21 protein-coding genes and 1 pseudogene are annotated in these 19,693 nt (G+C 61.5%); 3 read left to right on the top strand and 19 right to left on the bottom strand.

Features of this window, described 5'->3' with window-relative positions:
• Nucleotides 1–674 precede the first annotated feature (674 nt).
• A pseudogene (locus tag WFO70_RS03525) lies at nt 675–767 on the top strand (glyoxalase); the annotation flags it as partial.
• 130 nt (nt 768–897) lie between these two features.
• Here WFO70_RS03525 and catA read toward each other — a convergent pair.
• The 17 genes from catA to WFO70_RS03440 all read right to left on the bottom strand — a co-directional run bounded on the left by catA (nt 898) and on the right by WFO70_RS03440 (nt 14,828).
• Nucleotides 898–1,824, bottom strand: a complete 927-nt coding sequence (gene catA / locus WFO70_RS03520) for a catechol 1,2-dioxygenase (RefSeq protein WP_337014683.1) — start codon at nt 1,822–1,824, stop codon at nt 898–900.
• A 47-nt stretch (nt 1,825–1,871) separates the two neighbouring features.
• Nucleotides 1,872–2,159 carry a muconolactone Delta-isomerase gene (gene catC / locus WFO70_RS03515; protein ID WP_337014682.1) on the bottom strand — a complete coding sequence of 96 codons (288 nt, stop codon included), beginning with the start codon at nt 2,157–2,159 and terminating at the stop codon, nt 1,872–1,874.
• A gap of 11 nt (nt 2,160–2,170) precedes the next feature.
• Entirely contained in the window at nt 2,171–3,286 is a 1,116-nt protein-coding gene (locus tag WFO70_RS03510) for a muconate/chloromuconate family cycloisomerase (protein WP_337014681.1), read from the bottom strand.
• The gene (gene pcaD, locus WFO70_RS03505) at nt 3,270–4,043 is read right to left on the bottom strand and encodes a 3-oxoadipate enol-lactonase (protein WP_337014680.1); all 774 of its coding nucleotides are present in this window, start codon (nt 4,041–4,043) and stop codon (nt 3,270–3,272) included. The genes WFO70_RS03510 and pcaD overlap by 17 nt, the downstream gene beginning before the upstream one ends.
• Complete coding sequence (locus tag WFO70_RS03500; RefSeq protein ID WP_337014679.1) at nt 4,044–4,706, bottom strand: 3-oxoacid CoA-transferase subunit B; 663 nt, start codon at nt 4,704–4,706, stop codon at nt 4,044–4,046.
• A gap of 9 nt (nt 4,707–4,715) precedes the next feature.
• Nucleotides 4,716–5,402 carry a 3-oxoacid CoA-transferase subunit A gene (locus tag WFO70_RS03495; RefSeq protein ID WP_337014678.1) on the bottom strand — a complete coding sequence of 229 codons (687 nt, stop codon included), beginning with the start codon at nt 5,400–5,402 and terminating at the stop codon, nt 4,716–4,718.
• Nucleotides 5,399–6,724, bottom strand: coding sequence for an MFS transporter (locus tag WFO70_RS03490; protein ID WP_337014677.1), 1,326 nt, complete (start codon nt 6,722–6,724; stop codon nt 5,399–5,401). The genes WFO70_RS03495 and WFO70_RS03490 overlap by 4 nt, the downstream gene beginning before the upstream one ends.
• Before the next feature lie 24 nt (nt 6,725–6,748).
• Nucleotides 6,749–7,243 (bottom strand): flavin reductase, encoded by a 495-nt coding sequence (locus WFO70_RS03485; RefSeq protein ID WP_337014676.1) that lies wholly within the window; start codon nt 7,241–7,243, stop codon nt 6,749–6,751.
• A gap of 10 nt (nt 7,244–7,253) precedes the next feature.
• Nucleotides 7,254–8,186, bottom strand: a complete 933-nt coding sequence (locus WFO70_RS03480) for a PDR/VanB family oxidoreductase (protein ID WP_337014675.1) — start codon at nt 8,184–8,186, stop codon at nt 7,254–7,256.
• A gap of 9 nt (nt 8,187–8,195) precedes the next feature.
• A complete protein-coding gene (locus tag WFO70_RS03475; protein ID WP_337014674.1) occupies nt 8,196–8,936 on the bottom strand; it encodes an SDR family NAD(P)-dependent oxidoreductase in 741 nt (246 codons plus the stop codon).
• 10 nt (nt 8,937–8,946) lie between these two features.
• Nucleotides 8,947–9,426 carry an aromatic-ring-hydroxylating dioxygenase subunit beta gene (locus WFO70_RS03470; RefSeq protein WP_337016585.1) on the bottom strand — a complete coding sequence of 160 codons (480 nt, stop codon included), beginning with the start codon at nt 9,424–9,426 and terminating at the stop codon, nt 8,947–8,949.
• Nucleotides 9,426–10,739 carry an aromatic ring-hydroxylating oxygenase subunit alpha gene (locus WFO70_RS03465; RefSeq protein WP_337014673.1) on the bottom strand — a complete coding sequence of 438 codons (1,314 nt, stop codon included), beginning with the start codon at nt 10,737–10,739 and terminating at the stop codon, nt 9,426–9,428. The genes WFO70_RS03470 and WFO70_RS03465 overlap by 1 nt, the downstream gene beginning before the upstream one ends.
• Nucleotides 10,729–11,280, bottom strand: a complete 552-nt coding sequence (locus WFO70_RS03460) for a nuclear transport factor 2 family protein (protein ID WP_337014672.1) — start codon at nt 11,278–11,280, stop codon at nt 10,729–10,731. Before WFO70_RS03460 ends, WFO70_RS03465 begins: the two co-directional genes overlap by 11 nt.
• A gap of 11 nt (nt 11,281–11,291) precedes the next feature.
• Nucleotides 11,292–11,648: an IacB protein gene (locus tag WFO70_RS03455; protein WP_336997108.1), complete on the bottom strand. Its 357-nt coding sequence runs from the start codon at nt 11,646–11,648 to the stop codon at nt 11,292–11,294.
• Nucleotides 11,649–11,669: 21 nt separating this feature from the next.
• Nucleotides 11,670–12,797 (bottom strand): acyl-CoA dehydrogenase family protein, encoded by a 1,128-nt coding sequence (locus WFO70_RS03450; protein WP_337014671.1) that lies wholly within the window; start codon nt 12,795–12,797, stop codon nt 11,670–11,672.
• A 106-nt stretch (nt 12,798–12,903) separates the two neighbouring features.
• Nucleotides 12,904–14,028, bottom strand: coding sequence for an amidase (locus tag WFO70_RS03445; protein WP_337014670.1), 1,125 nt, complete (start codon nt 14,026–14,028; stop codon nt 12,904–12,906).
• A gap of 335 nt (nt 14,029–14,363) precedes the next feature.
• A complete protein-coding gene (locus WFO70_RS03440) occupies nt 14,364–14,828 on the bottom strand; it encodes a MarR family winged helix-turn-helix transcriptional regulator (protein ID WP_337014669.1) in 465 nt (154 codons plus the stop codon).
• Nucleotides 14,829–15,106: 278 nt separating this feature from the next.
• On the opposite strand from WFO70_RS03440, the gene hpaX reads away from it, so the two are divergent.
• Complete coding sequence (gene hpaX, locus WFO70_RS03435) at nt 15,107–16,492, top strand: 4-hydroxyphenylacetate permease (protein ID WP_337014668.1); 1,386 nt, start codon at nt 15,107–15,109, stop codon at nt 16,490–16,492.
• A gap of 92 nt (nt 16,493–16,584) precedes the next feature.
• Here hpaX and WFO70_RS03430 read toward each other — a convergent pair whose 3' ends face one another.
• Entirely contained in the window at nt 16,585–17,781 is a 1,197-nt protein-coding gene (locus WFO70_RS03430) for an MFS transporter (protein ID WP_337014667.1), read from the bottom strand.
• Nucleotides 17,782–17,896: 115 nt separating this feature from the next.
• On the opposite strand from WFO70_RS03430, the gene WFO70_RS03425 reads away from it, so the two are divergent.
• On the top strand, nt 17,897–18,853 hold the full coding sequence (locus WFO70_RS03425; RefSeq protein ID WP_337014666.1) for an AraC family transcriptional regulator: 957 nt from the start codon (nt 17,897–17,899) through the stop codon (nt 18,851–18,853).
• Between the two features lie 16 nt (nt 18,854–18,869).
• Here the strand turns inward: WFO70_RS03425 and WFO70_RS03420 are convergent, their stop codons facing one another.
• On the bottom strand, nt 18,870–19,619 hold the full coding sequence (locus tag WFO70_RS03420) for a phage antirepressor KilAC domain-containing protein (protein ID WP_337014665.1): 750 nt from the start codon (nt 19,617–19,619) through the stop codon (nt 18,870–18,872).
• Nucleotides 19,620–19,693 lie beyond the last annotated feature (74 nt).

Below are 19,693 nucleotides of genomic sequence, written 5' to 3'. Positions count from 1 at the left end.
CTGAGCCATCGTTGCAGGAATGACAAAGGGTAAAGAAAGTATGAATGCCGAAAGGATGTGACAAACGTGTCGACCTGGAAGAAACCCCATTGTCTGAAGAGCCCTGTATTTAAGAAAGAGTAAAAGGCCCACCGATCACGATTTTTCTCAGGTTATCCCGACATAACAATGATTTGATAAATGGCACGGCCGGAATAGCAAGTACAAATAAGAAAATACTTATTGTTTTACGTAATAATTACCGATAGGCAACATTCATGTCAATATGTGTAATCGTGTAATAAAAGCTGTAAAACATCATTAATTGAGACGATAAATTCACTTAACTCAAATACAGGCTGAGTAGGTAAAAACATTATTGACGGAATATTCGATAAGGCAGTGGATAATATCTCACTAGCGAAAAGTGGCAGAGGGAGGTGTTGATTGTTCGGTGACTCAAGAGAATGTCGTTGTCCTGAAAGGAAATGACGATGTATGGCAAAGCAAGACTGTTATAAAGCGTTTTCTGGCGGATGGCAGACTCTCTGGTTCACTTAGTCAGTTCAAAGTGAACAGGCCGTTTCTGGCCGATAATGCGGCTTTTGTTCCGGTGGTTATTGTCATGTTCACTCTCCATCGGGTCAGGAGATGTAATTATGGTTGTCCCATATGGGCGAGGAGCGGAAGTTATTCGCATAGAGCCCTGGGGACAAACAGTTACTCGTCTGCTTAGCCCTGAAAGGTTGCTCACAGGGCTTACGAAAACTCCCTGGCTTCGTGGTTAAACAATGTATGCCCCTGGCACAAAGCAGATTGTCAAACCAGACATTTCAACACTCGGTAATATCCGGGATACGACTTTGAAATAAAAAATCGGGACCGCCAGGCGGTCCCGACCCAATCAATCTCTAACGATCACTCCATAACCCGTGCCCGCTTCCCTCTCTGCTCTTCATTACTTTCAGCAGTTTCCACCAGCGTAAAACTAAAGTTCACCTCCGTATGCTCCCCGTCAAGATCCCGCGCCCTCGCCACCGCCGCATCGGTAATCTTCACCGGATCCGCAATCAGTTCCGCACGCGTCGCAAAGGCAAAGTCATCCCACAGGTACTCATCGCCGTTCAGGTTGATCTGGGTGGTCAGGTGTTTATACCCCGGTGCCGACACGAAGAAATGCACGTGTGCCGGGCGGTTGCCGTGGCGACCAATGGCAGTCAGCAGTTTCTGGGTTGGGCCATCCGGCGGACAGCCGTAGCCGCACGGCACGATGCTGCGCACCGCATAGCGACCGTCATCACCGGTACGCACGCGGCGGCGCAGGTTGTATTCGCTCTGGGACTGGTCGAAGAACGAGTAGCCGCCGAGGGTATTGGCGTGCCAGATGTCCACGATCGCCCCGGCGACAGGCTTACCCTGCAGATCGGTCACCTGGCCCTGCAGCCACATGGTTTCCGCCTGCTCCTTGCCGTCGTCCATGCGGGCAAAACCCTCGCTCAGGGGCGCATTCGCCACATACAGCGGGCCTTCGATGGTGCGCGGGGTACCCTGGTTCTCGCCGGATGCGGCCTCTTTCTCGTCGGCACGCATATCCAGATAGTGCTCCAGGCCCAGACCGGCTGCCAGCAGCGCCGCTTCCTGGCGTCCGCCCAGCTCGTTAAGGTAGTTCACCGCCACCCAGAACTCTTCGTCGGTCACGTCGAACTGCTTGATGGTCTTGCACAGGTCGCTCAGCAACTGGTGCATGATGTTTTTCAGCCGATCGTTGCCGCCGGTGGAGTTTAAGCCGCTGCTGATCGCCAGTAAGGTGTCCAGTTCGGTCTGGTGTACAGGATTCTGAGACATTGCATCTTCCTCTTTGTAGGGTACGTTTGTTGTAGTTATTGCGACGATTAGTGTTCGTTATGAATGGAGGACGGATGCATGCACAGGGGCTGCACGCTGATCTCCATCCACGGGTAGAGCGGCAGCGCGGTCAGGATGTCGTGCAGCTCCTGGTTGTCCGCCACGTCAAAAATGCTGACGTTGGCGTACTGCCCGACCACGCGCCAGATGTGCGGCCATTTGCCTTCGCGCTGTAAGCGCTGGGAGTAGGATTTCTCTTTCGCTTTGATCGCGTCAACTTCTGCCGCAGGCAGCGACGACGGGATGTTGACCGTCATTTCCACTTTAAAAAGCATCGCGTTTTCCTTTAGTTACGTGCGTAATGACGCAGCTTGTCTTCGTCGATATCGACGCCCAATCCAGGCCCCTGCGGTAACGTCACTTCGCCCTGGCTGAACGCCAGCGGACGTACCACGATGTCATCCTTCAGCAGCAGCGGGCCGAACATCTCGGTGCCCCACTGCATTTTCACCGTCGACCAGGCGTGCAACGAGGCCACCGTGCCGAGGGTGCCCTCCAGCATGGTGCCGCCATACAGCGCCACGCCCGCCGCCTGCGCCACGTGCGCCAGCTTGAGGGCCTGCGCCGGGCCGCCCGCTTTGGCGATCTTCAGGGCATACGCGCCGGTAAAACCGCCGCTCGCCAGGGCGTAGCCGTCATGGCTGGTCGCCACCGCTTCGTCGGCCAGAATTGGCACCGCAAAACGCTGGCTGAGGGTGATAAGCCCCTGGCGATCCCACAGCGGTATCGGCTGTTCCACCAGGTCGATGCCGCCGTCCTGTAGCCGGGTCATCCCTTTGATGGCGGTCGTCAGATCCCAGGCCTGGTTGACGTCGACCCGTACGCTAACCTCATCCCCCAGCGCGGCTTTGATCGCCAGGGCGTGGCGAACGTCCACATCCAGCCCGCGGGCCCCGATCTTCAGCTTGAAGGTGTTGTGCCGCCCTTCCGCCAGCAGGCGTTGGCCCTCTTCGATGTCTTTTTGCGTGTCGCCGCTCGCCAGGGTCCACAGCACCGGCAGGCGCTGAGTCAGCGCCCCGCCCAGCAGCGAACTCACCGGCAGGCCGAGCGCCTTGCCCTGGGCATCAAGAAACGCGGTTTCGAGGGCGGATTTGGCAAAGGTGTTGCCCTTCACGCTGGCGTTCATCTTCTCCGCCAGGTCGGCCACGCCGTGGAACGACTGGCCGCACAGCAGCGGGGACAGATAGGTTTCAATGGCAGATTTGATCGCCTCCGGGCTTTCGGCGCCGTAGCTCAGGCCGCCGATGGTGGTGGCTTCGCCCCAGCCGGTGATGCCGTTCGCGCACGCCATGCGGACGATAGTCAGCGTCTGGCACCCCATGGTCGCCATCGACAGCTTGTGCGGGCGAATGGTCGGGATATCCACCAGCCAGCAGGCCAGGGATTCAATGGTGATGGTCATGTAATGCTCCTGAAAAGGTCAGCACATGCTGATTAAAGGCGTCCGGGCAGGCCAGGTTCGACAGGTGTGAGGCGGGCAAGACGACGCATTCGGTCTGCTTCGCCTGGGCGGCAAGCCACCCGGCATCCTGCACGGTTGTGACCGGATCCTCTGCTCCGGCAATCACCAGCATCGGGCGCAGCATGGCGGCGACCTCATCGCGCAGATCCGCCGCGGCCAGCGCTTCGCAACAGGCGGCGTAGCCTTCGGGTGAGGTATCGGCGAGATCGTCAATCAGCAGCTGAACTGTGCCGGGGTTCTGCTGGCGATAAGCCGGGGTGAACCAGCGATCCGCCGCGGTGCTGGCCACCGGGGCCATCCCCTGCTGACGCACGGTGGCGGCGCGCTGCAACCAGCCTTTCGCCTCGCCGATCTTCGCCGCGGTATTGGCGACCACGATGCGCGGGAAGCGTGACGGGGCGTGGCGGTTGAGCCACATCCCGGTCATACCGCCCAGGGAGATGCCGCAGAAAAAGGCGCGCTCGATATCCAGATGATCCAGCAGAGCGATCGCGTCCTTACCCAGCGACTCGAGGGTGATGCCCCCTGGCGGAAGCGGCGAGCGCCCGTGCCCGCGGGTGTTGTAGCGCAGCACGCGGAAGTGTTGCGTGAAGTCGGCCATCTGCGGCTGCCACATCTGCCAGCGGGTGCCCAGCGAGTTAGAAAGCACCAGCACCGGGGCCTGCTCCGGGCCATCGAGGCGATATTCCAGATCCATTCACGCCTCCTCGGTTTCGGGGTTAAGGGCAAAGGTCAGCGCCACCGGGGTGACGGACTGGAGGTATTCCGCCGTCACGTCGCCAAACAGCTCGCGCACCACAATGCCGTCCGCCGTGATATCCATCACCGCCATGTCGGTGTAGATCCGGTCGATGCAGGCCATGCCGGTCAGCGGATAGGTACAGGCTTTAACGATCTTGCACTCGCCCTGGCGGGTCAGATGTTCGGTCATCACATACACCCGCTTCGCGCCAATCGCCAGGTCCATCGCCCCGCCGACGGCCGGAATGGCGGAGGGTTCGCCGGTGCTCCAGTTCGCCAGGTCACCGCGTTCGGAGACCTGATAGGCCCCCAGCACGCAGATATCCAGGTGACCGCCGCGCATCATGGTGAAGGAGTCGCCGTGGTGGAAATAGCAGCCGCCCTGAAGCAGGGTCACCGGCTGTTTGCCGGCGTTAATCAGCTCGGGATCTTCTTCTCCCGGCGCAGGCGCAGGCCCCATGCCGAGAATGCCGTTTTCGCTGTGGAGGAAGATCTCGCGATCCGCCGGGAGGTAGTTGGCGATCCGGGTCGGCAGGCCGATGCCGAGATTCACGTAGGCCCCTTCCGGGATATCCCGGGCGATGCGTTCGGCCAGCTGTTGATGGGTCAGTTTATTCACGGGATCTCCTTATGCCGTTTGCGGCAGGCGAGCGGGGGCGACCGTCACCACGCGTTGCACAAAAATCCCCGGCGTGACCACCGCTTCAGGGTCGAGCTCGCCGAGGGCGACGATTTCGCTGACCTGGGCAATGGTGCAGCTGGCAGCAGCGGCCATGATCGGCCCGAAGTTGCGCCCGGTTTTGTCATACACCAGGTTGCCCCAGCGGTCGGCCTTCAGGGCTTTGATCAGGGCGAAATCGGCTTTCAGCGGGTACTCGAGAACATAGTCTTTGCCGTCGATATGGCGGGTCTCTTTGCCCGCCGCCAGTTCGGTGCCGAACCCGGTAGGGGTGAAGATCGCCCCCAGCCCGCTGCCCCCCGCCTGAATACGTGCCGCGAGGTTGCCCTGCGGGACCAACTCCAGCGCCACATCGCCCCGGCGGTAGAGGTCGTCAAACACCCAGGAGTCGGTCTGGCGCGGGAAGGAGCAGATCACCTTCTTCACGCAGCCCGCCTTCAGCAGCGCCGCCAGGCCGTAGTCACCGTTCCCGGCGTTGTTGCTGATCAGGGTCAGATCCCGCGGCTGGCGGCGGATCAGGGCATCCAGCAGCTCAGCGGGCTGTCCGGCCGCGCCAAAGCCGCCCACCATCACCACCGCGCCGTCGAAAATATCGGCCACGGCGGCATCGGTGGCGGAAAACCGTTTATCAATCATTTGCTTACCTCGTTGTTTTTATTGGTGGACGGCAGGCTGCGCAGGGCGATCCACGCCAGCAACGCATAGGCCATCAGCAGCAGGGAGACCGGCCAGGAGGCGTCGAAATGCATCAGCAGCGCCACCGCCAGCATTGGCCCCAGACCGCCGGAGAAGATCGAGCCCACCTCATGCCCCAGCGCCAGGCCGGAGTAGCGCACCCGCACCGGGAACAGATCGCTCATGATGCAGGGCTGGGTACCGATCATCGCCCCGTGGCAGAACGGCAGGCCGAGGAACATTGCCAGCATGATCCAGCCGTACTCCCCGGTGGAGAGCAGCCAGAAGAACGGGAAGGCCATCACCAGCAGGCCAATCACGCCGATGTAGTAGACCGGCTTCAGGCCAATGCGATCCGAGAGCGCACCCCAGAACAGGATCGAGAAGAACTCCACCAGCATCGCCAGGGTCACGGCGCTGATGATCTCCCCGGTGCCGATGCCGATGTGTTTCGCGTACACCACCGAGAAGGTGAAGAAGATATAGGAGGCCCCGTTCTCCGGCAGGCGCAGGGCGATGGCCTGCAACAGCGCCTTCGGGTGCTCGCGGATCAGCACCATCAGCGGGATCTTCTCGTGCTTCGCCTCCGGTTTCGCCTGACTGAAGGCCTTGCTCTCGCGGATGTTTTTGCGGATATAGACCCCGACCAGGAAGATCAGGATGCTGAGCAGGAAAGGCACGCGCCAGCCCCAACTCATCAGCTCGTCCTCCGGCAGCTTCTGCACCAGGTAAAAGGCGAAGGCCGAGAGGACAAACCCGCCGGAGACCCCCATCTGGCTCCAGGCGGTAAAGTAGCCGCGACGCGACGCCGGGGCGTTCTCGCTCAGCATCAGCACCCCGCCGCCCCACTCCCCGCCGGAGGCCACGCCCTGTAAAAAGCGCAGGGTGATGAGCGAGATCGGTGCCCAGATGCCAATCTGCGCATAAGTCGGCAGCAGGCCGATGATAAAGGTGGTGGCCCCCATCAGGGTCAGGGTCATGATCAGCGTCATCTTGCGGCTGTAGCGATCCCCTATATGGCCGAAGACGATCCCCCCCAGCGGACGGGCGAGGAAGCCCACCGCAAAGCCGGAGAAGGCCAGCAGCGTGCCCTGCATCGGGTCGCCGCCCACCGGGAAGAACAGCGGGCCGAAGACCAGCGCCGCGGCGGTGCCGTAGAGGAAGAAGTCATACCACTCCAGGGCATTGCCCAGCACCGAGGCGATCACCAGCTTGCGCAGCTGCCCGGCATCCTGCGTACCCGCCGCCGGAGCGGCGGTTGTTTGAGTCTCAACATGGCTCATCCGCGTTACCTTTTATTGTGGGTGTTACGCTTCCAGGTCATGCCCGACGGCATGGTAGCGACGGTTGAAGTAGACCAGCCCGCGCGGAGCGTCGCTGATGCGGATCGCCTGCACCTGGCAGTAGAACACGCTGTGGCTGCCCACTTCATGACAGGTGTCGATCAGGCAGTCGAAGCTGGCGACCGACGAGCTGAGCACCGGCGCGCCGCTGGCCATCACCTGCCAGGAGTCATAGCCAAAGCGTTCCTCGGAGCGCAGGCTGGCGTTGGCAAATACCCCGGAGAGATCCTGGTGGTCGCTAGAGAGCACGTTGACGCATAGCACGCCGTTCTGCCTGAAGGGGGCGTGGGCAAAGGAGTTGCGGTTCATGCAGAACAGCAGCGTCGGCGGCGAGTCGGTAACGCTGCACACGGCGGAGGCGGTAAAGCCAAACTTGCCCGCCGGGCCGTCGGTGGTGATCACCGAGACCGCACTCCCCAACTGCGCCATGGCATTACGAAATTCGGTTTGCAGTGTCATAAGGTTTTCCTCACAGATCGATAACTAAACGGGCGCTCTTGGCCCGGGAACAACACAACAAAATCTGGTCGCCGTCGGCTTTCTCTTCGTCGGTCAGGTAGCTGTCGCGATGGTCCGGCTCGCCTTCCAGCACGTCGGTCAAACAGCTGCCGCAGATCCCCTGTTTGCAGGAGACGCATACCTTCAGCCCGGCCTGCGCCAGCGCCTCGACGATGCTCTGGTTCTCCAGCACCTGCACGGTGATGCCGCTGGCAGCGGCAAACACCTCAAAGGCCGCGCCGCCGGTGTCCACGTCGACGCTGAAACACTCCTGATGCACCTGCTCCGGCCGATAGCCGCTCGCCGTGGCCTGCGCAGTAACCGCCTCCATCAGCCGGGTCGGGCCGCAGGTGTAGACGTGGGTATTGGCCGGAACGTCGGTCAGTACCGCCGCCAGGTTCAGGCGTTGGGTGTCGCTGAAGTGCAGCTGCACGCGGTCGGCCCAGGCCGCCTGCTCCAGCTGAGAAATAAAGGCCGCCCCTTCGCGGGTGCGGGTGCAGTAGTGCAGGCTGAAGGAGCGCCCGGCGGCGTGCAGCTCGGCGGCCATCGCCAGCATCGGGGTGATACCAATCCCGCCGCCAATCAGCAGGCTGTGGCTGGCCGTCTCGTCCAGCGCAAACAGGTTGCGCGGAACGCTGACCTGGATCCGATCCCCCACGTTCAGGGTATGGGCGGCCAGCGAACCGCCCTTAGACTGTGTCTCTTTCAGAATGCCGAGCTGGTAATGGCGGCGATCCTGCGGGTCGCCGCACAGGGAGTACGGACGCACCAGGTCGTCTGCCAGATGCAGATCGATATGTGCCCCCGCGCTAAAGGCCGGGAGGTCGATACCCTCAGAATGCGCCAGGGTCAGCAGGACCACTTCGCCCTGCAACTCCCGCCTGATAACCTGTAATGTCAACATGTTGACTCCTTAACGCATAAACAGACCGCCGTTGATGTCCCAGGTGGCCCCGGTGACAAACGACGCCTGCTCAGATGCCAGCAGGGCCACGGCCTGGGCGACAAATTCGGCTTCACCTAACTGGCCTACCGGGATCATCGCCAGCAGCCCGGCCATCTTCTCTTCCGGCACCAGGGCGTGAACCATCGGCAGATCCAGCGGCCCCGGGGCGATGGCGTTGACCGTCACGCCGGATTTGCTCAGCTCGCGGGCAAAGATTTTGGTCAGGGTCAGGATCCCGCCCTTCGAGGCCGCGTAGTGCGCCCCGGAGGCGGTGCCGCCGTTCTGCCCGGCCAGGGAGGCGAGGTTGATGATCCGGCCGTAGCCGCGGGTGGTGAAGTAACGGCCCAGGGTCTGACAGCCGACAAAGGTGCCGCGCAGGTTGGTGGCAATCACCCGGTCAAACTCCTCCACCGCTATCTCCATCACCGGAGTAGCGAGGGTCAGGGCGGCGTTGTTAACCAGCACCTGCAGGCTGCCGAAGCGCTCAAGGGTGGCGTCGAGCGCGCGGGCGAAATCCTGCGGCTGGCAGATATCCAGCCCCAGCGCCAGCACCCTGCCCTGACCGTCATCGAGACGATCTGCAGCTTCCCGGGCGCGAGCCACATCGACATCGGTGAGCACCACCTGATAACCCTGCTTCAGCAGATGAGCGGCTATCGCGTTGCCCAGACCGGCGGCCGCGCCGGTCACTAATACGGTTTGCGTCATGGACAGCTCCTCAGAGGATGTAGCCGATGCTGTGCAGCACATCGTCGCTGTTGACCAGGCGGATCACCTTCCGGGTAATCAGCAACCTGCCGTCCTGCGACTTCAGGTGCCAGGTGATGTCCGCCGCATAGTGGCGGCTGTGGCCTTTGCGGTGCTCCCACAGGGATTGCGCCCCGCGCACCACGATCAGATCCTCGCTGGACTCCAGCAGGCGGAAGCGCGACAGGGTGCGCAGGGTTCTGGCGCGCGGGGTGGTGGAGATCGACTCCCCGCTGTAGAGGCGCTTCACCCGGCGCTCGCGCATGTGGTGATCGTCGCAGGCATAGTTGAGGGTGTTTTTGAAATCGTTCTCGTTCGGGTCGATGGGCACCACGTACAGGCCGTCGCGCTGCCACAGATCCAGCCAGGCGTTGAACTCGCCCTGGTCCAGCAGATCGCCTTCAAGATTAATTACGGACATCGCCGCAAACAGCGCAGAATCTGGCGTCATCATTTTTCGCTCTCCGTCATTAACGTTTTCCACTGCTGGTAAGCCGCACGCATCCCGGTTTCGGCGCTGACGTCGCTGCGCAGGCCGTCGTCGGTGCGGTACTCCCCGGCCAGGCCGCGGTTAAGCATGATCCACAGGTCATCCCCGGCGGTGGCTCCGCGCTGGACGCGTTCCCAGGCTTCGGAGTCATCCGGCGTGCCAAAGCCCATCGGCCCCTGGAAGTGTTCGTGCAGACGCAGACGCGCCTGGTTGGCAATCTCCGGCCCGCCGTCCATGGTGATCACCGCGTGGTGAATTTCGGTCTCCATCACCGAGATCGGCTGCAGCACCCGGAAGAAGGCCATCGAGCAGGCGATGTTCGGGAACAGGTTGAGGTTGAAGCCGGAGCCGCCCACCGCCCGCACGATGCGCCGCACCTGCTGCTCGTCGTGCTCTTTGCGCAGTTCGTCCGCCAGCTCGACAAAGCGCTCGGGGATCGGCGCATCGAGGTTAGCCTCCAGATCCACCAGCTCGGGGATCATCACCATCACGCTGTGGCCGTTGCCGAGATCTTCCACATAGCCGCTGCCGTCGACGAAATTGAGCATCTCTTCGGTCTGCTTATCGACGGAGCTCAGGAAGGAGCGGTGAACCACCGGGAAGTGGTAGCCGTCGGTGGTATTCTCCAGCTGGATCTTCCAGTTGCCCGGGAAGCGGAAGCGGTGGGCCGGCCCGGTCTTGATCGGGTAGCCCGCCCCCTGCTTCATAAACAGATCCATCCACTTCTTCGCCGCGCCGAGGAAATCCTCCAGCGGTTCGATCTCTTCGTTAAAGGTGGCGAAGACCATGCCCGCGTACTGCTCGGTACGCAGCGATACCAGCCCCAGTTCGTTCTTCTCCAGCTGGTCGGCGTAGCTTTCCGGGTGCGGCACGCCGCGCAGGCTGCCGTCGAGGGCATAGCCCCAGCCGTGGTACGGGCAGACGAAGCTGTTGGTTTTGCCGCTGCGGTGTTCGCAGACGGTGGCCGCGCGGTGGCGGCAGCGGTTCAGCAGGGTGTGAATCGCCCCTTTGCGGTCGCGGACCACAATCACCGGCTGGGTGCCGATCTCGGTGGTTTTGAAGCTGCCGGTCTCCGGGATCTCGCTGACGTGCGCCACCCAGACCCAGGTTTTGGTGAAAATACGATCCAGCTCGAGCTGGAACAGCGCCTCGGAGGTGTAGAGCGAGGTATGGACGCGGTCAGATTTGACCAGGGCCGCAATCTCTTCCCGGCTCGGGACGGGCTGCGCCGTGGTATCGATATTTTTGACATTGATGAGGTGGTCACACTGCATAATCTGTCTCCTGCTCGTCGTCGAGGTTCTCATTGTTGTCAGGTACCGGGAGCACATCCGCCGCATGCCAGTGGCTTACCGGCCTGCTGAACAGGTTGCGGGTGGCGAAATGGTGCATGGTCATCTCCCCCGCCTCGCGACGGAAAGTAATCTGGATCTCTGCCGCGTTCAGGTGCGCGCCTCCGGCGGTAAATTCGGAGGTTTGCAGCATCAGCCAGCGGCCATGCAGCTCGCCGTCGGCATCCTGATACAGCGCTTCGGAACAGAGAAAATGGGCATTGAGGGCAAAGTGCGCGGGCTGGCGGACGTAGCCCGCCATCATCGCTTTAATCGCCTCGCGCCCCTGATGCTTGCCCAGCCGGGTGGCGTAGGGCTCACCCACCCCTTCCCAGCAGGCGTCTGCGCTGAACAGGGCCCCGATAGCCTGCACCGTCTCCATGCTGTCCAGCCGATCGCACAGCCGCATGTAGTTGCTGATACAGACCCGGGCTGCCTGCTGATCTTCAAGCTGCTGTAAACGCAGCGCATCCTGTGGGCTCATGATGGGCTCCGCTACTGAATGATCAGTTCACGCCCGACGCGGGCTTCGATCTTGCAGTACTTCCACAGCTTGCTCTCGCCGTCGCCCACCGGGGTGGTGCGGAACAGGTTGCAGGCGGCCACCACGCTGTCGAGGCTGTCGGCATCCGCCAGCACGTAGGTGGTCCACGGGGAGGTGGTGGACGGGCCGACCATCAGACGGTCGTCATCCATGTTGCCGATGACGCGGATGCCCTGGGTTTCGTCGATGCCTTTCATCATCACGCCGAACGCGCCCCATACCTGTTTGGCTTCCGCCGGGGTGGCATCAAAGAAGTTCTGGTTCACGCCGATGCAAAACAGCACGCGTAAGGTTGTTGTCTGGCTCATCTGTTGCTCCTTTCGTCAAAATTACAAATAACCCGGCAGAGGCTGGCCACCGAAATAGACCGTACCGGCGTTGAAATAAGAGAGGTCGCCCATAAAGGCGTGCTGGGTGATCACCATGGTGTCGCGCACGTAGCGTTGCAGCGGGCTCTTCATGGTGATGCCGCCCATGCCGTTCAGCGCCAGCGCCTGACGGGTGACCTCGGCAGCCACGCGGGTGACGTGGGTGGAGGAGAGCCGCAGGGCGTTGATCTGCTGGCTGGCGGGTTCATCCCCGGCGAGGATGCTCTGCCAGACATCGTCGATGGCATCGTAGAACCAGGCCCGGGCGGAGCGCAGATCCGCTTCGCAGCGGGCAATCTGCATCTGCGCCTGCGGCCGGTCGGCCAGTCGCGGAGCACCGGTCACCGACTGCTGACGATGGGCGATGGCATAAATTTCATTCAGGGCGGCGCGGGCGACGCCGAGCGCCACCACCGACAGCACCTGGGTGGCGAGAGACAGTACCGGGTAGCGATAGAGCGCCCCCTCGAGGTTTAACGCGCCGCCGCGGACAAAGGTCCACTCCCGGGGGACAAAGGCGTCGTTGACCACCAGGTCGTGACTGCCGGTTCCGGCCAGGCCGACGGTGTTCCATACCGGGTCGATCTGCACGCTCTCGCGCGGCAGGACCGCCATCCGCGGCAACGGCTCGCCGCTCTCCGGCAGGATGCCAACGCCAAACACCGACGCCCCCATGCTGCCGCTGGCAAAGCCCCAGCGTCCGCTGACGCGGTAGCCGCCGTCGGCCAGCACCGCCTTCTGCGGCGGGAAGATGCCCCCCGCAAAAACCACGTCCGGGCCGTCACGGTAGAGCTCTTTCAGGGTGTCAGGCGGCAGCGCGCCGAGATAAAACGGGCTCATGCCGAAGCTGGCGACCCAGCCCGCGGAGCCGTCGGCGGTGGCGATCTGCTCGATCAGCTCGCAGAACTGCGCCGGGGAGCACTCCTCCCCGCCGTAGATTTTGGGGACCAGCGCGCGGTAGACGCCGACCTGCTTAAACCGGGCGATGATGTCGTCAGAGATATGACGCTGTTGCTCAAAATCGGCGCTGCGGGCCGCAACCTCATTCAGCAGTGGAACGAGCTCCTCACGAACATGAACGGCTGACATAGCTTTCTCCCGAAAAGAGTGTGCGGCCCGCAGCAAGACGAGCGCTGCCGCAATGAGTGGTACTCACTGAGTTAGTGTTGAAACGGTATTCGCTAAAGCGGGATGGTCAGCGGCGTCGTCGTTCAGCCAGCCATTCGGCGACCTGCACCAGCAGCCCCTCCTGGCCTTTGGCGGCGACGAGTTGCAGCGCCACCGGGCGACCGCGAAGCTCACCCATCGGCAGGGTCAGCGCCGGATGGCCGCTGAGATTGAACGGGCGTACCAGCCGGGTCAGGTTGACCACAGTAAGCGGATCCTGCGCCTCTTCCAGGGTCGGGGGCAGTTCCGGCAGGGTTGCCAGCGCCAGCAGCGGGGTTTTCGCCAGTTGGGCATCGACCTGAGCGGTAAACTGACGGCGGATATCTTCTGCGCGATTCAGGGCGTCAGCCCCGATATCGGCCCCTGCCCGAATGCGGGTTGCCACGTCGTCAGAGACCCGGCCATCGCGTAATAACGGGTTAAAGGCCTGCCAGTTCTCATGGCTGATAATGGTCAGCCCGGCGCGGTGGGCGTCCCCCAGCAGGGGCAGATCCGTCTGCTGCGGGCAGAGGTCGAGCTGTGCCAGGGCACTCAGCAGCAGGGAGTCTATTTCGACGGTGGCGGTCGTGACAAAGCCGACGGCAGGCAGCGCGGTCAGCGGCGCGTCGACCGGAATAGCCAGACGGGTCAGCACCTGGCGCAGAACGCCGGGGCTGCGGGCGAAGATGCCCACGCAGTCCAGCGAGCTGTGGGCGGGCATCACCCCTGCCCGGCTCAGCGTGCCGTAGGTTGGTTTCAGGCCGGGAATGCCGCAGCAGGCGGCGGGCATTCGCACCGAGCCGCCGGTGTCGGTGCCGAGGGCGAAATCCACCTCACCGGAGGCCACCACCGCGGCCGAGCCGCTGGAGGAGCCGCCGGGGATCAGCTCAGGAAATCGGGGGTTAACCGGCGTGCCGCTCCAGGGGTTGATCCCGGTAACGCCAAACGCCAGTTCGTGCAGGGTGGTCTTTCCGGTCAGAATGCAGCCCTGTCCGAGCAGGGTCGCCACCACGTCGGCATGCTGTTCCGCCGCCGGGTTGGCGGCCAGCGCCGGACAGCCGGCACGGGTCGGGTAGCCTGCGATGTCGAGGGTATCTTTTACCGCGAAGCGGAGGTCGCCCTCGCCGAGGGTAAACCGTTCTACGTAACCATTGCTCTCAGTAACAGGTTGCATAATTCGCACCTTAACCAGAAAAAACGAATCATATTCGGGCGGAGCAGTCTTCGCTGCGATTCGACCCACGTGAACTCAGGTCAATCATGGAAGATTTAGATGAATATTCAAGTAATTTTTCACGTTAATTTTACGTAAAAATAACATGGAAACATTTTTGTAACACTTGCGGAAGGGAGGGTTATGATGATGATAAATAACAATAAACAGGGTACGGAAATGAAAAAAAAGCCGCGCTGGGGTTCAGGGCGGCTGATTGGTAAGTTGTTGTTTTAAAATGTTTTATCTGGAATTTTTAAGGCTGTCACAAAACCGCAATTCTCCCGACGCTGGTCTCAAAGCTCGTTGAGATTATCCAGCACTTTCGCCAGGGAGAGGTTCATTTTTTCCATCTGGGCGGCGGTCATGCCCTTAAAACCCTTCTCAAAAACCTTGCTGGTAAGGCGGTGCGCCTCGGCCACTTTTTCACGTCCGGCCTCGGTGAGCATCACCTGGGTGACTCTGGCGTCCTGGACGCTGCTGGCGGTGGTTACCAGGCCGTCATCCCGCAGGCGACCGACAATTTTGGTCACGGTTGGCATCTTGGTCATCGCATATTCGGAGATCTGCGAGATGCTGGCCTTACCGTACTGCTCGGTAATCATCAGCACCCGAAAGCGGGATACATCGAGCTGCACCTTTTTCAGTGTGATTTCCATCACTTGCGTGTAACGCGCATAGACATTAACGATCCAGTAGAACGGGAACTCTTCGCGATGAAAAGAGGAGCCGCTGTCTGACGATGTAGTGGTTTGACTCATGAAATGAGGTTCCGAAAGTGAAGCAATGGCGGCAATTATACCCGCTATTCTCCCCCCGCTATAGCCTCTTCACTTCCCACGATGTCTTCTCTTATTACCTCTGCGCCACGAAAGCCGATCGATATCGCAATATGATTCGAAAACGCTACGTGATTAACAATTGCGTATCATTTTTCAAACATAACATTGACGTTTATATGTGCGATTTCCTATACGTTAGCGCACGTGTTCAGGTTGCACGATACAACAATACCGATAACCGCAATGTGGAGCTTTTCATGAACGAGAGTCCATCGCTGGAACAGACACGCACCGACGTGCTGGCTCCACCTTCGCCTGCTGACGCCACGCTCGACCCGCGGCAACAGCGGGTGATCAAAAAGTTATTTCGCAGGCTGATCACTTTTTTGTTCATCCTGTTCGTCTTCTCGTACCTGGATCGTATCAATATCGGCTTTGCCGGGCTGACGATGGGCAAAGATCTGGGCCTCACCAGCACCATGTTTGGCCTGGCGACCACCCTGTTTTACGTGATGTATGTTATCTGCGGGATCCCCAGCAACATGATGCTGAGCATGGTCGGGGCGCGGCGCTGGATCGCCATTCTGATGGTGATCTGGGGGATTGCCTCCACCGCCACCATGTTCGCCACCGGCCCTGGTAGTCTGTATGTGCTGCGTATGCTGGTGGGGATCGCCGAGGCGGGCTTCCTGCCGGGCCTGCTGCTCTATTTAACCTTCTGGTTCCCGGCGCACTACCGCGCCCGCGCCAACGCCCTGTTTATGATCGCCATGCCGGTGACGATGGCGCTGGGCTCGCTGGCGTCGGGGTATATTCTGAACCTTGATGGGGTGATGAACCTGAAGGGCTGGCAGTGGCTGTTCCTGCTGGAGGGTTTCCCGTCGGTGATCCTGGGCTTCGTGGTCTGGTTCTGGCTGGACGACAGCCCGGATAAAGCCCGCTGGCTGACCCAGGACGACAAAGCCTGCCTGAAGGAGATGCTGGAGGCGGATCGCCTGAACGCTATCAGCACCCGGGAGCGGGAGCAGGCCGCGGCGCTGGCACCGAAGCAGGGCAGCCTGATGCGGGAGCTGTTCACCCCAACCATCATGCTCTACACCCTCGCCTACTTCTGCCTGACCAACACCCTGAGCGCCCTGAGCGTCTGGACGCCGCTGATCCTGCGCAGCATCAGCGAGGAGAGCAGCAACGTCACCATCGGGATCCTCAGCGCCATCCCGCAGGTCTGTACCATTGTGGCGATGGTCTGGTGGAGTAAGCGTTCCGACAAGCGCAACGAGCGCAAAGTCCACACCCTGCTGCCGTACCTGTTTGCCGCCGCAGGCTGGATCCTGACGGCCACCAGCCAGGATCCGATGCTGCAGTTCACCGGGATCGTGATGGCTTCGTCGGGTGCCTTTGCGGCGATGGTGATCTTCTGGACAACGCCGGACCGCGCGATTTCGCTCCGGGCGCGTGCTCTGGGGATTGCGGTGATCAACGCCACCGGCATGACCGGTGCCGCGCTGGGGCCGCTGCTGATGGGGCTGATGAAAGATATCACCGGCAACTTCAACGCCGGGATCTTTATGGTCGCCGGGTTCCTGGTGCTGGGCGCGGTGGTGATTTCGTTGATTCCGATGCAAAAAGCAGCGCAGCAGTAGCAACATTGCCGGGTGGCGGCTTCGCCTTACCCGGCCTACGAATAACAAAAATCGTAGGCCCGGCAAGCGTTAGCGCCGTCGGGCAGACTAATTTACTCAGCGGCTACCGGTTTCACCCGTACCCCGGCAAAGACCATCACCATCGCCGCCACCAGCAGCACGCCGCTGGCGGTGAATACGCCGCTCGCCCCGTTGAGATCGAACACCGCCCCGCCCCCTGCCGCACCGGCACCGATCGCCAACTGGATCGCCGCAACCATCAGGCCACCCGCGCTTTCGGCCTCATCGGTGACGGTGGTCGCCAGCCAGGTTGACCAGCCTACCGGCACCAGACCGAAGGCAAAGCCCCACAGGCTCACCAGCAGAGCGTCGACCAGCGCCAGATGCCCAAAGGCCACCATCAGCAGGGCCAGGATCCCCATCGCAAAGGGCACCAGCGCCAGGGTCAGACGCAGGTTGCGCGCCAGCAGATGCCCGGCGATAGAGGTCCCGACGAAGTTCGCCACGCCAAAGCCCAGCAGGATCAGCGAGATGGTTTCAACGCTCGCCTGCCCCACCGTCTCAAGGAAGGGACGCAGATAGGTAAAGAAGGCGAAATGGCCGCTGAAGATCAGAATGGTCGCCAGCAGGCCACCCACCATTCCCGGGCGACGCAGGACGCGCCACAGAGTGCTGAGGCTGCCGCTGTTCTCCGGGCGCATCGACGGGAGTACCCAAAGCTGCCACAGCAGGGCCAGCGTGCTGGGCACGACGCACAGAATAAAGACGTTGCGCCAGCCGATCAGGCTGCCGAGATAGCTGCCCAGCGGGGCTGCCACCACGGTGGCAATCGACACCCCGGAGAAGATAATCGCCAGTGCCTTAGGCACGTCGCTGGCGGGAACCAGGCGCATGGCGGTGGCGGTGGACATCGCCCAGAAGCCCCCAATCGCCACGCCGAGCAGCAGGCGTCCCATCAGCAGGACATGCAGCGAGGGGGCGAAGGCGACCAGCAGGCTGGAGACAATTTGCAGCACCGAGAAGAACATCAGCACCCAGCGGCGGTCGATGCTTTTGGTGGCGGAGGTGATCAGCAGGCCGGTGACCAGCGCCACCAGCGCGGTGGCAGTCACCGACTGCCCGGCAACCCCCTCGGTGACGCCGAGACTGGCGGCCATGGGGGTCAGCAGGCTGGCTGGCAGAAACTCGGCAACGATCAGGCCGAATACCCCCAGCCCCAGCGACCAGACCGCGCGCCAGGCGGGTCTGGCCGGGGCGCTGGCCTCGTTTGCGGCGATGGATGAATGCATTTGTAATACTCCCGTTAGGAAAATGTGACGTATGTCGCAAAGCATAGGCAGTTCACCGCGGACGATCTATGACATATAATCTCCACTTATTGATTATTCGTCCGGGAATAGAGAAATGACGCTCCAGTCGCCTGATTTGATCAGTGAATTGCTGCGCGGAATGCGCCTGTCAGGGGTGAAGTACCGCCGGATTGAGGCCAGCGCGCCCTTTGGCGTGGCCTTCAGCGCGGCGGCGGGAAAAGCCCAGTTCCACTTTATCAGTCGCGGTCCGGCGGTATTGCGGATGCACAGCGGGGCGCGGTTCGCGCTGAACAGCGGCGATGCGGTGTTTATCCCCAACGGCGATGCCCACGCCCTGCTCTCCGGGGATGACGCGACGGTAGCGCCGGTCTCCGCCTTTCCCAGCGAGCCCATCTGCGGCAGCGTCAGCGATATCCACTGCGACGCCTGCCCGGACAGCGACAACGTGGTGATATTCAGTGGGTGTATGGATTTCGATCTCGGCGGGATGCAGCCGCTGATCAAGGCGATGCCGGAGGTGATGATGGTCAGCCGCCTGATGAGCACCTGGCCGGAGATCCACCCTCTGCTGGAGGCGATGGAGCGCGAGTCCATGACCCGTCAGGTAGGCTTTGCCGGGATCCTCGCCCGGCTGGCGGACGTGGTGGCAGCCCTGATTGTGCGCGGCTGGGTGGAAGCCGGGTGCGGAAAAGCCACCGGCTGGATCCAGGTCCTGCGCGACCCGCGCCTCAGCCGGGCGATCTACTCCATGCACCAGCAGCCGGGGGTGAACTGGAGCGTGGCGGAGCTGGCAAAAGAGGCCGGCACCTCGCGGTCGGTGTTTGCCGAGCGGTTTCTGTCGGCCACCGGCACGACGCCGGCAAAATACCTGACCGAGCTGCGGATGCGGCTGGCGATCCAGTATATCAGTCAAGAGAATCAGGCGATTGAGAGCGTGGCGCTGCGCCTTGGCTACGGCTCGCTGGCGGCGTTCAGCCGGGCGTTTAAGCGGATTGTCGGCCAGTCGCCGGGGGCGTTACGCGAAGCCGGTCAGATCCCACAGGAGATCTGACCGGACTGATGCGCGGTTAAAGCCAGCTCTGCTGCGAGGGGGTTCCCTCGCTGCGCTCCTCACGCGGCAGCTCGATGGTGAGCGTGGAGAGGTGTTTTGACCAGAGATCGGCCACCCATTTCACACCGCGGGCGGTAAAGCGCGCCTGAGACCAGGTGTGCTGGTTTTCGCCCACGCCGCTGTGCAGCGTAAAGTAGCCCGCGTCGATATGGTGCTGCGGTGGCACCAGATTGCCGCCGACGCGCTGCATGATATTGCGCTCCAGCAGGAACTCGCGGAACTGCGGCTCTTTGGCCTTGAGCATTTTACAGAGCTGACGGAAACCCATCGCCTCTTTCACTCTGACGAACTGGTCAAAAAAGACCGCCTTTGGGGCCCAGAGCGCAAGCTGCTCCTCCGCCCGGTGGCATTTTTCATACTGCTCGGCCCAGGCGCGGGCCGCCGCTGCCGGGTTGGTGAAATCCGGGAGATTGGCGTTTCTTTCACGCTCCTGCCAGCGATCCAGCATGGCAGCCGTGAAGCCCGGGGAGATGCGTGAAACCGTCAGCAGGGAGTCTCGTTTGTTGAGCAAAAACTCCTGCCGCGTTTCACCTTCGCGCTCGTACAGACTGGCCGTTACCGGCTGCGAAAGACGCTGCGCTGTTTCCAGGCTTTTCACCATGCGCTTCACCTCGGTATGGGCAATACCGGTCATCTGCGCGATTTCGCGGCTGCTGATAGTGGCAAGCGGGTTGTTGGACTGGAAAGTTTGAACAGGAATTACCATAGGTTTCACCCCTCACTCATACATTACTCGGGTAATTTGCTCTAATAGTATACAAATACCTGTTCAAATATCCA

The organism is Leclercia sp. AS011, assembly GCF_037152535.1.
Taxonomy (GTDB): Bacteria; Pseudomonadota; Gammaproteobacteria; order Enterobacterales; family Enterobacteriaceae; genus Enterobacter.
The sequence above is the reverse complement of the archived record's forward strand: the minus strand, read 5'-3'. Positions and strand labels throughout refer to the sequence as shown.

What these genes read in the sequence shown, in the direction of transcription:
- catA (WP_337014683.1), bottom strand. Translation starts at nt 1,824, where the DNA reads ATGTCTCAGAATCCTGTACACCAGACCGAACTGGACACCTTACTGGCG.
- catC (WP_337014682.1), bottom strand. Translation starts at nt 2,159, where the DNA reads ATGCTTTTTAAAGTGGAAATGACGGTCAACATCCCGTCGTCGCTGCCT.
- WFO70_RS03510 (WP_337014681.1), bottom strand. Translation starts at nt 3,286, where the DNA reads ATGACCATCACCATTGAATCCCTGGCCTGCTGGCTGGTGGATATCCCG.
- pcaD (WP_337014680.1), bottom strand. Translation starts at nt 4,043, where the DNA reads ATGGATCTGGAATATCGCCTCGATGGCCCGGAGCAGGCCCCGGTGCTG.
- WFO70_RS03495 (WP_337014678.1), bottom strand. Translation starts at nt 5,402, where the DNA reads ATGATTGATAAACGGTTTTCCGCCACCGATGCCGCCGTGGCCGATATT.
- WFO70_RS03490 (WP_337014677.1), bottom strand. Translation starts at nt 6,724, where the DNA reads ATGAGCCATGTTGAGACTCAAACAACCGCCGCTCCGGCGGCGGGTACG.
- WFO70_RS03485 (WP_337014676.1), bottom strand. Translation starts at nt 7,243, where the DNA reads ATGACACTGCAAACCGAATTTCGTAATGCCATGGCGCAGTTGGGGAGT.
- WFO70_RS03480 (WP_337014675.1), bottom strand. Translation starts at nt 8,186, where the DNA reads ATGTTGACATTACAGGTTATCAGGCGGGAGTTGCAGGGCGAAGTGGTC.
- WFO70_RS03475 (WP_337014674.1), bottom strand. Translation starts at nt 8,936, where the DNA reads ATGACGCAAACCGTATTAGTGACCGGCGCGGCCGCCGGTCTGGGCAAC.
- WFO70_RS03470 (WP_337016585.1), bottom strand. Translation starts at nt 9,426, where the DNA reads ATGACGCCAGATTCTGCGCTGTTTGCGGCGATGTCCGTAATTAATCTT.
- WFO70_RS03465 (WP_337014673.1), bottom strand. Translation starts at nt 10,739, where the DNA reads ATGCAGTGTGACCACCTCATCAATGTCAAAAATATCGATACCACGGCG.
- WFO70_RS03460 (WP_337014672.1), bottom strand. Translation starts at nt 11,280, where the DNA reads ATGAGCCCACAGGATGCGCTGCGTTTACAGCAGCTTGAAGATCAGCAG.
- WFO70_RS03455 (WP_336997108.1), bottom strand. Translation starts at nt 11,648, where the DNA reads ATGAGCCAGACAACAACCTTACGCGTGCTGTTTTGCATCGGCGTGAAC.
- WFO70_RS03450 (WP_337014671.1), bottom strand. Translation starts at nt 12,797, where the DNA reads ATGTCAGCCGTTCATGTTCGTGAGGAGCTCGTTCCACTGCTGAATGAG.
- WFO70_RS03445 (WP_337014670.1), bottom strand. Translation starts at nt 14,028, where the DNA reads ATGCAACCTGTTACTGAGAGCAATGGTTACGTAGAACGGTTTACCCTC.
- WFO70_RS03440 (WP_337014669.1), bottom strand. Translation starts at nt 14,828, where the DNA reads ATGAGTCAAACCACTACATCGTCAGACAGCGGCTCCTCTTTTCATCGC.
- hpaX (WP_337014668.1), top strand. Translation starts at nt 15,107, where the DNA reads ATGAACGAGAGTCCATCGCTGGAACAGACACGCACCGACGTGCTGGCT.
- WFO70_RS03430 (WP_337014667.1), bottom strand. Translation starts at nt 17,781, where the DNA reads ATGCATTCATCCATCGCCGCAAACGAGGCCAGCGCCCCGGCCAGACCC.
- WFO70_RS03425 (WP_337014666.1), top strand. Translation starts at nt 17,897, where the DNA reads ATGACGCTCCAGTCGCCTGATTTGATCAGTGAATTGCTGCGCGGAATG.
- WFO70_RS03420 (WP_337014665.1), bottom strand. Translation starts at nt 19,619, where the DNA reads ATGGTAATTCCTGTTCAAACTTTCCAGTCCAACAACCCGCTTGCCACT.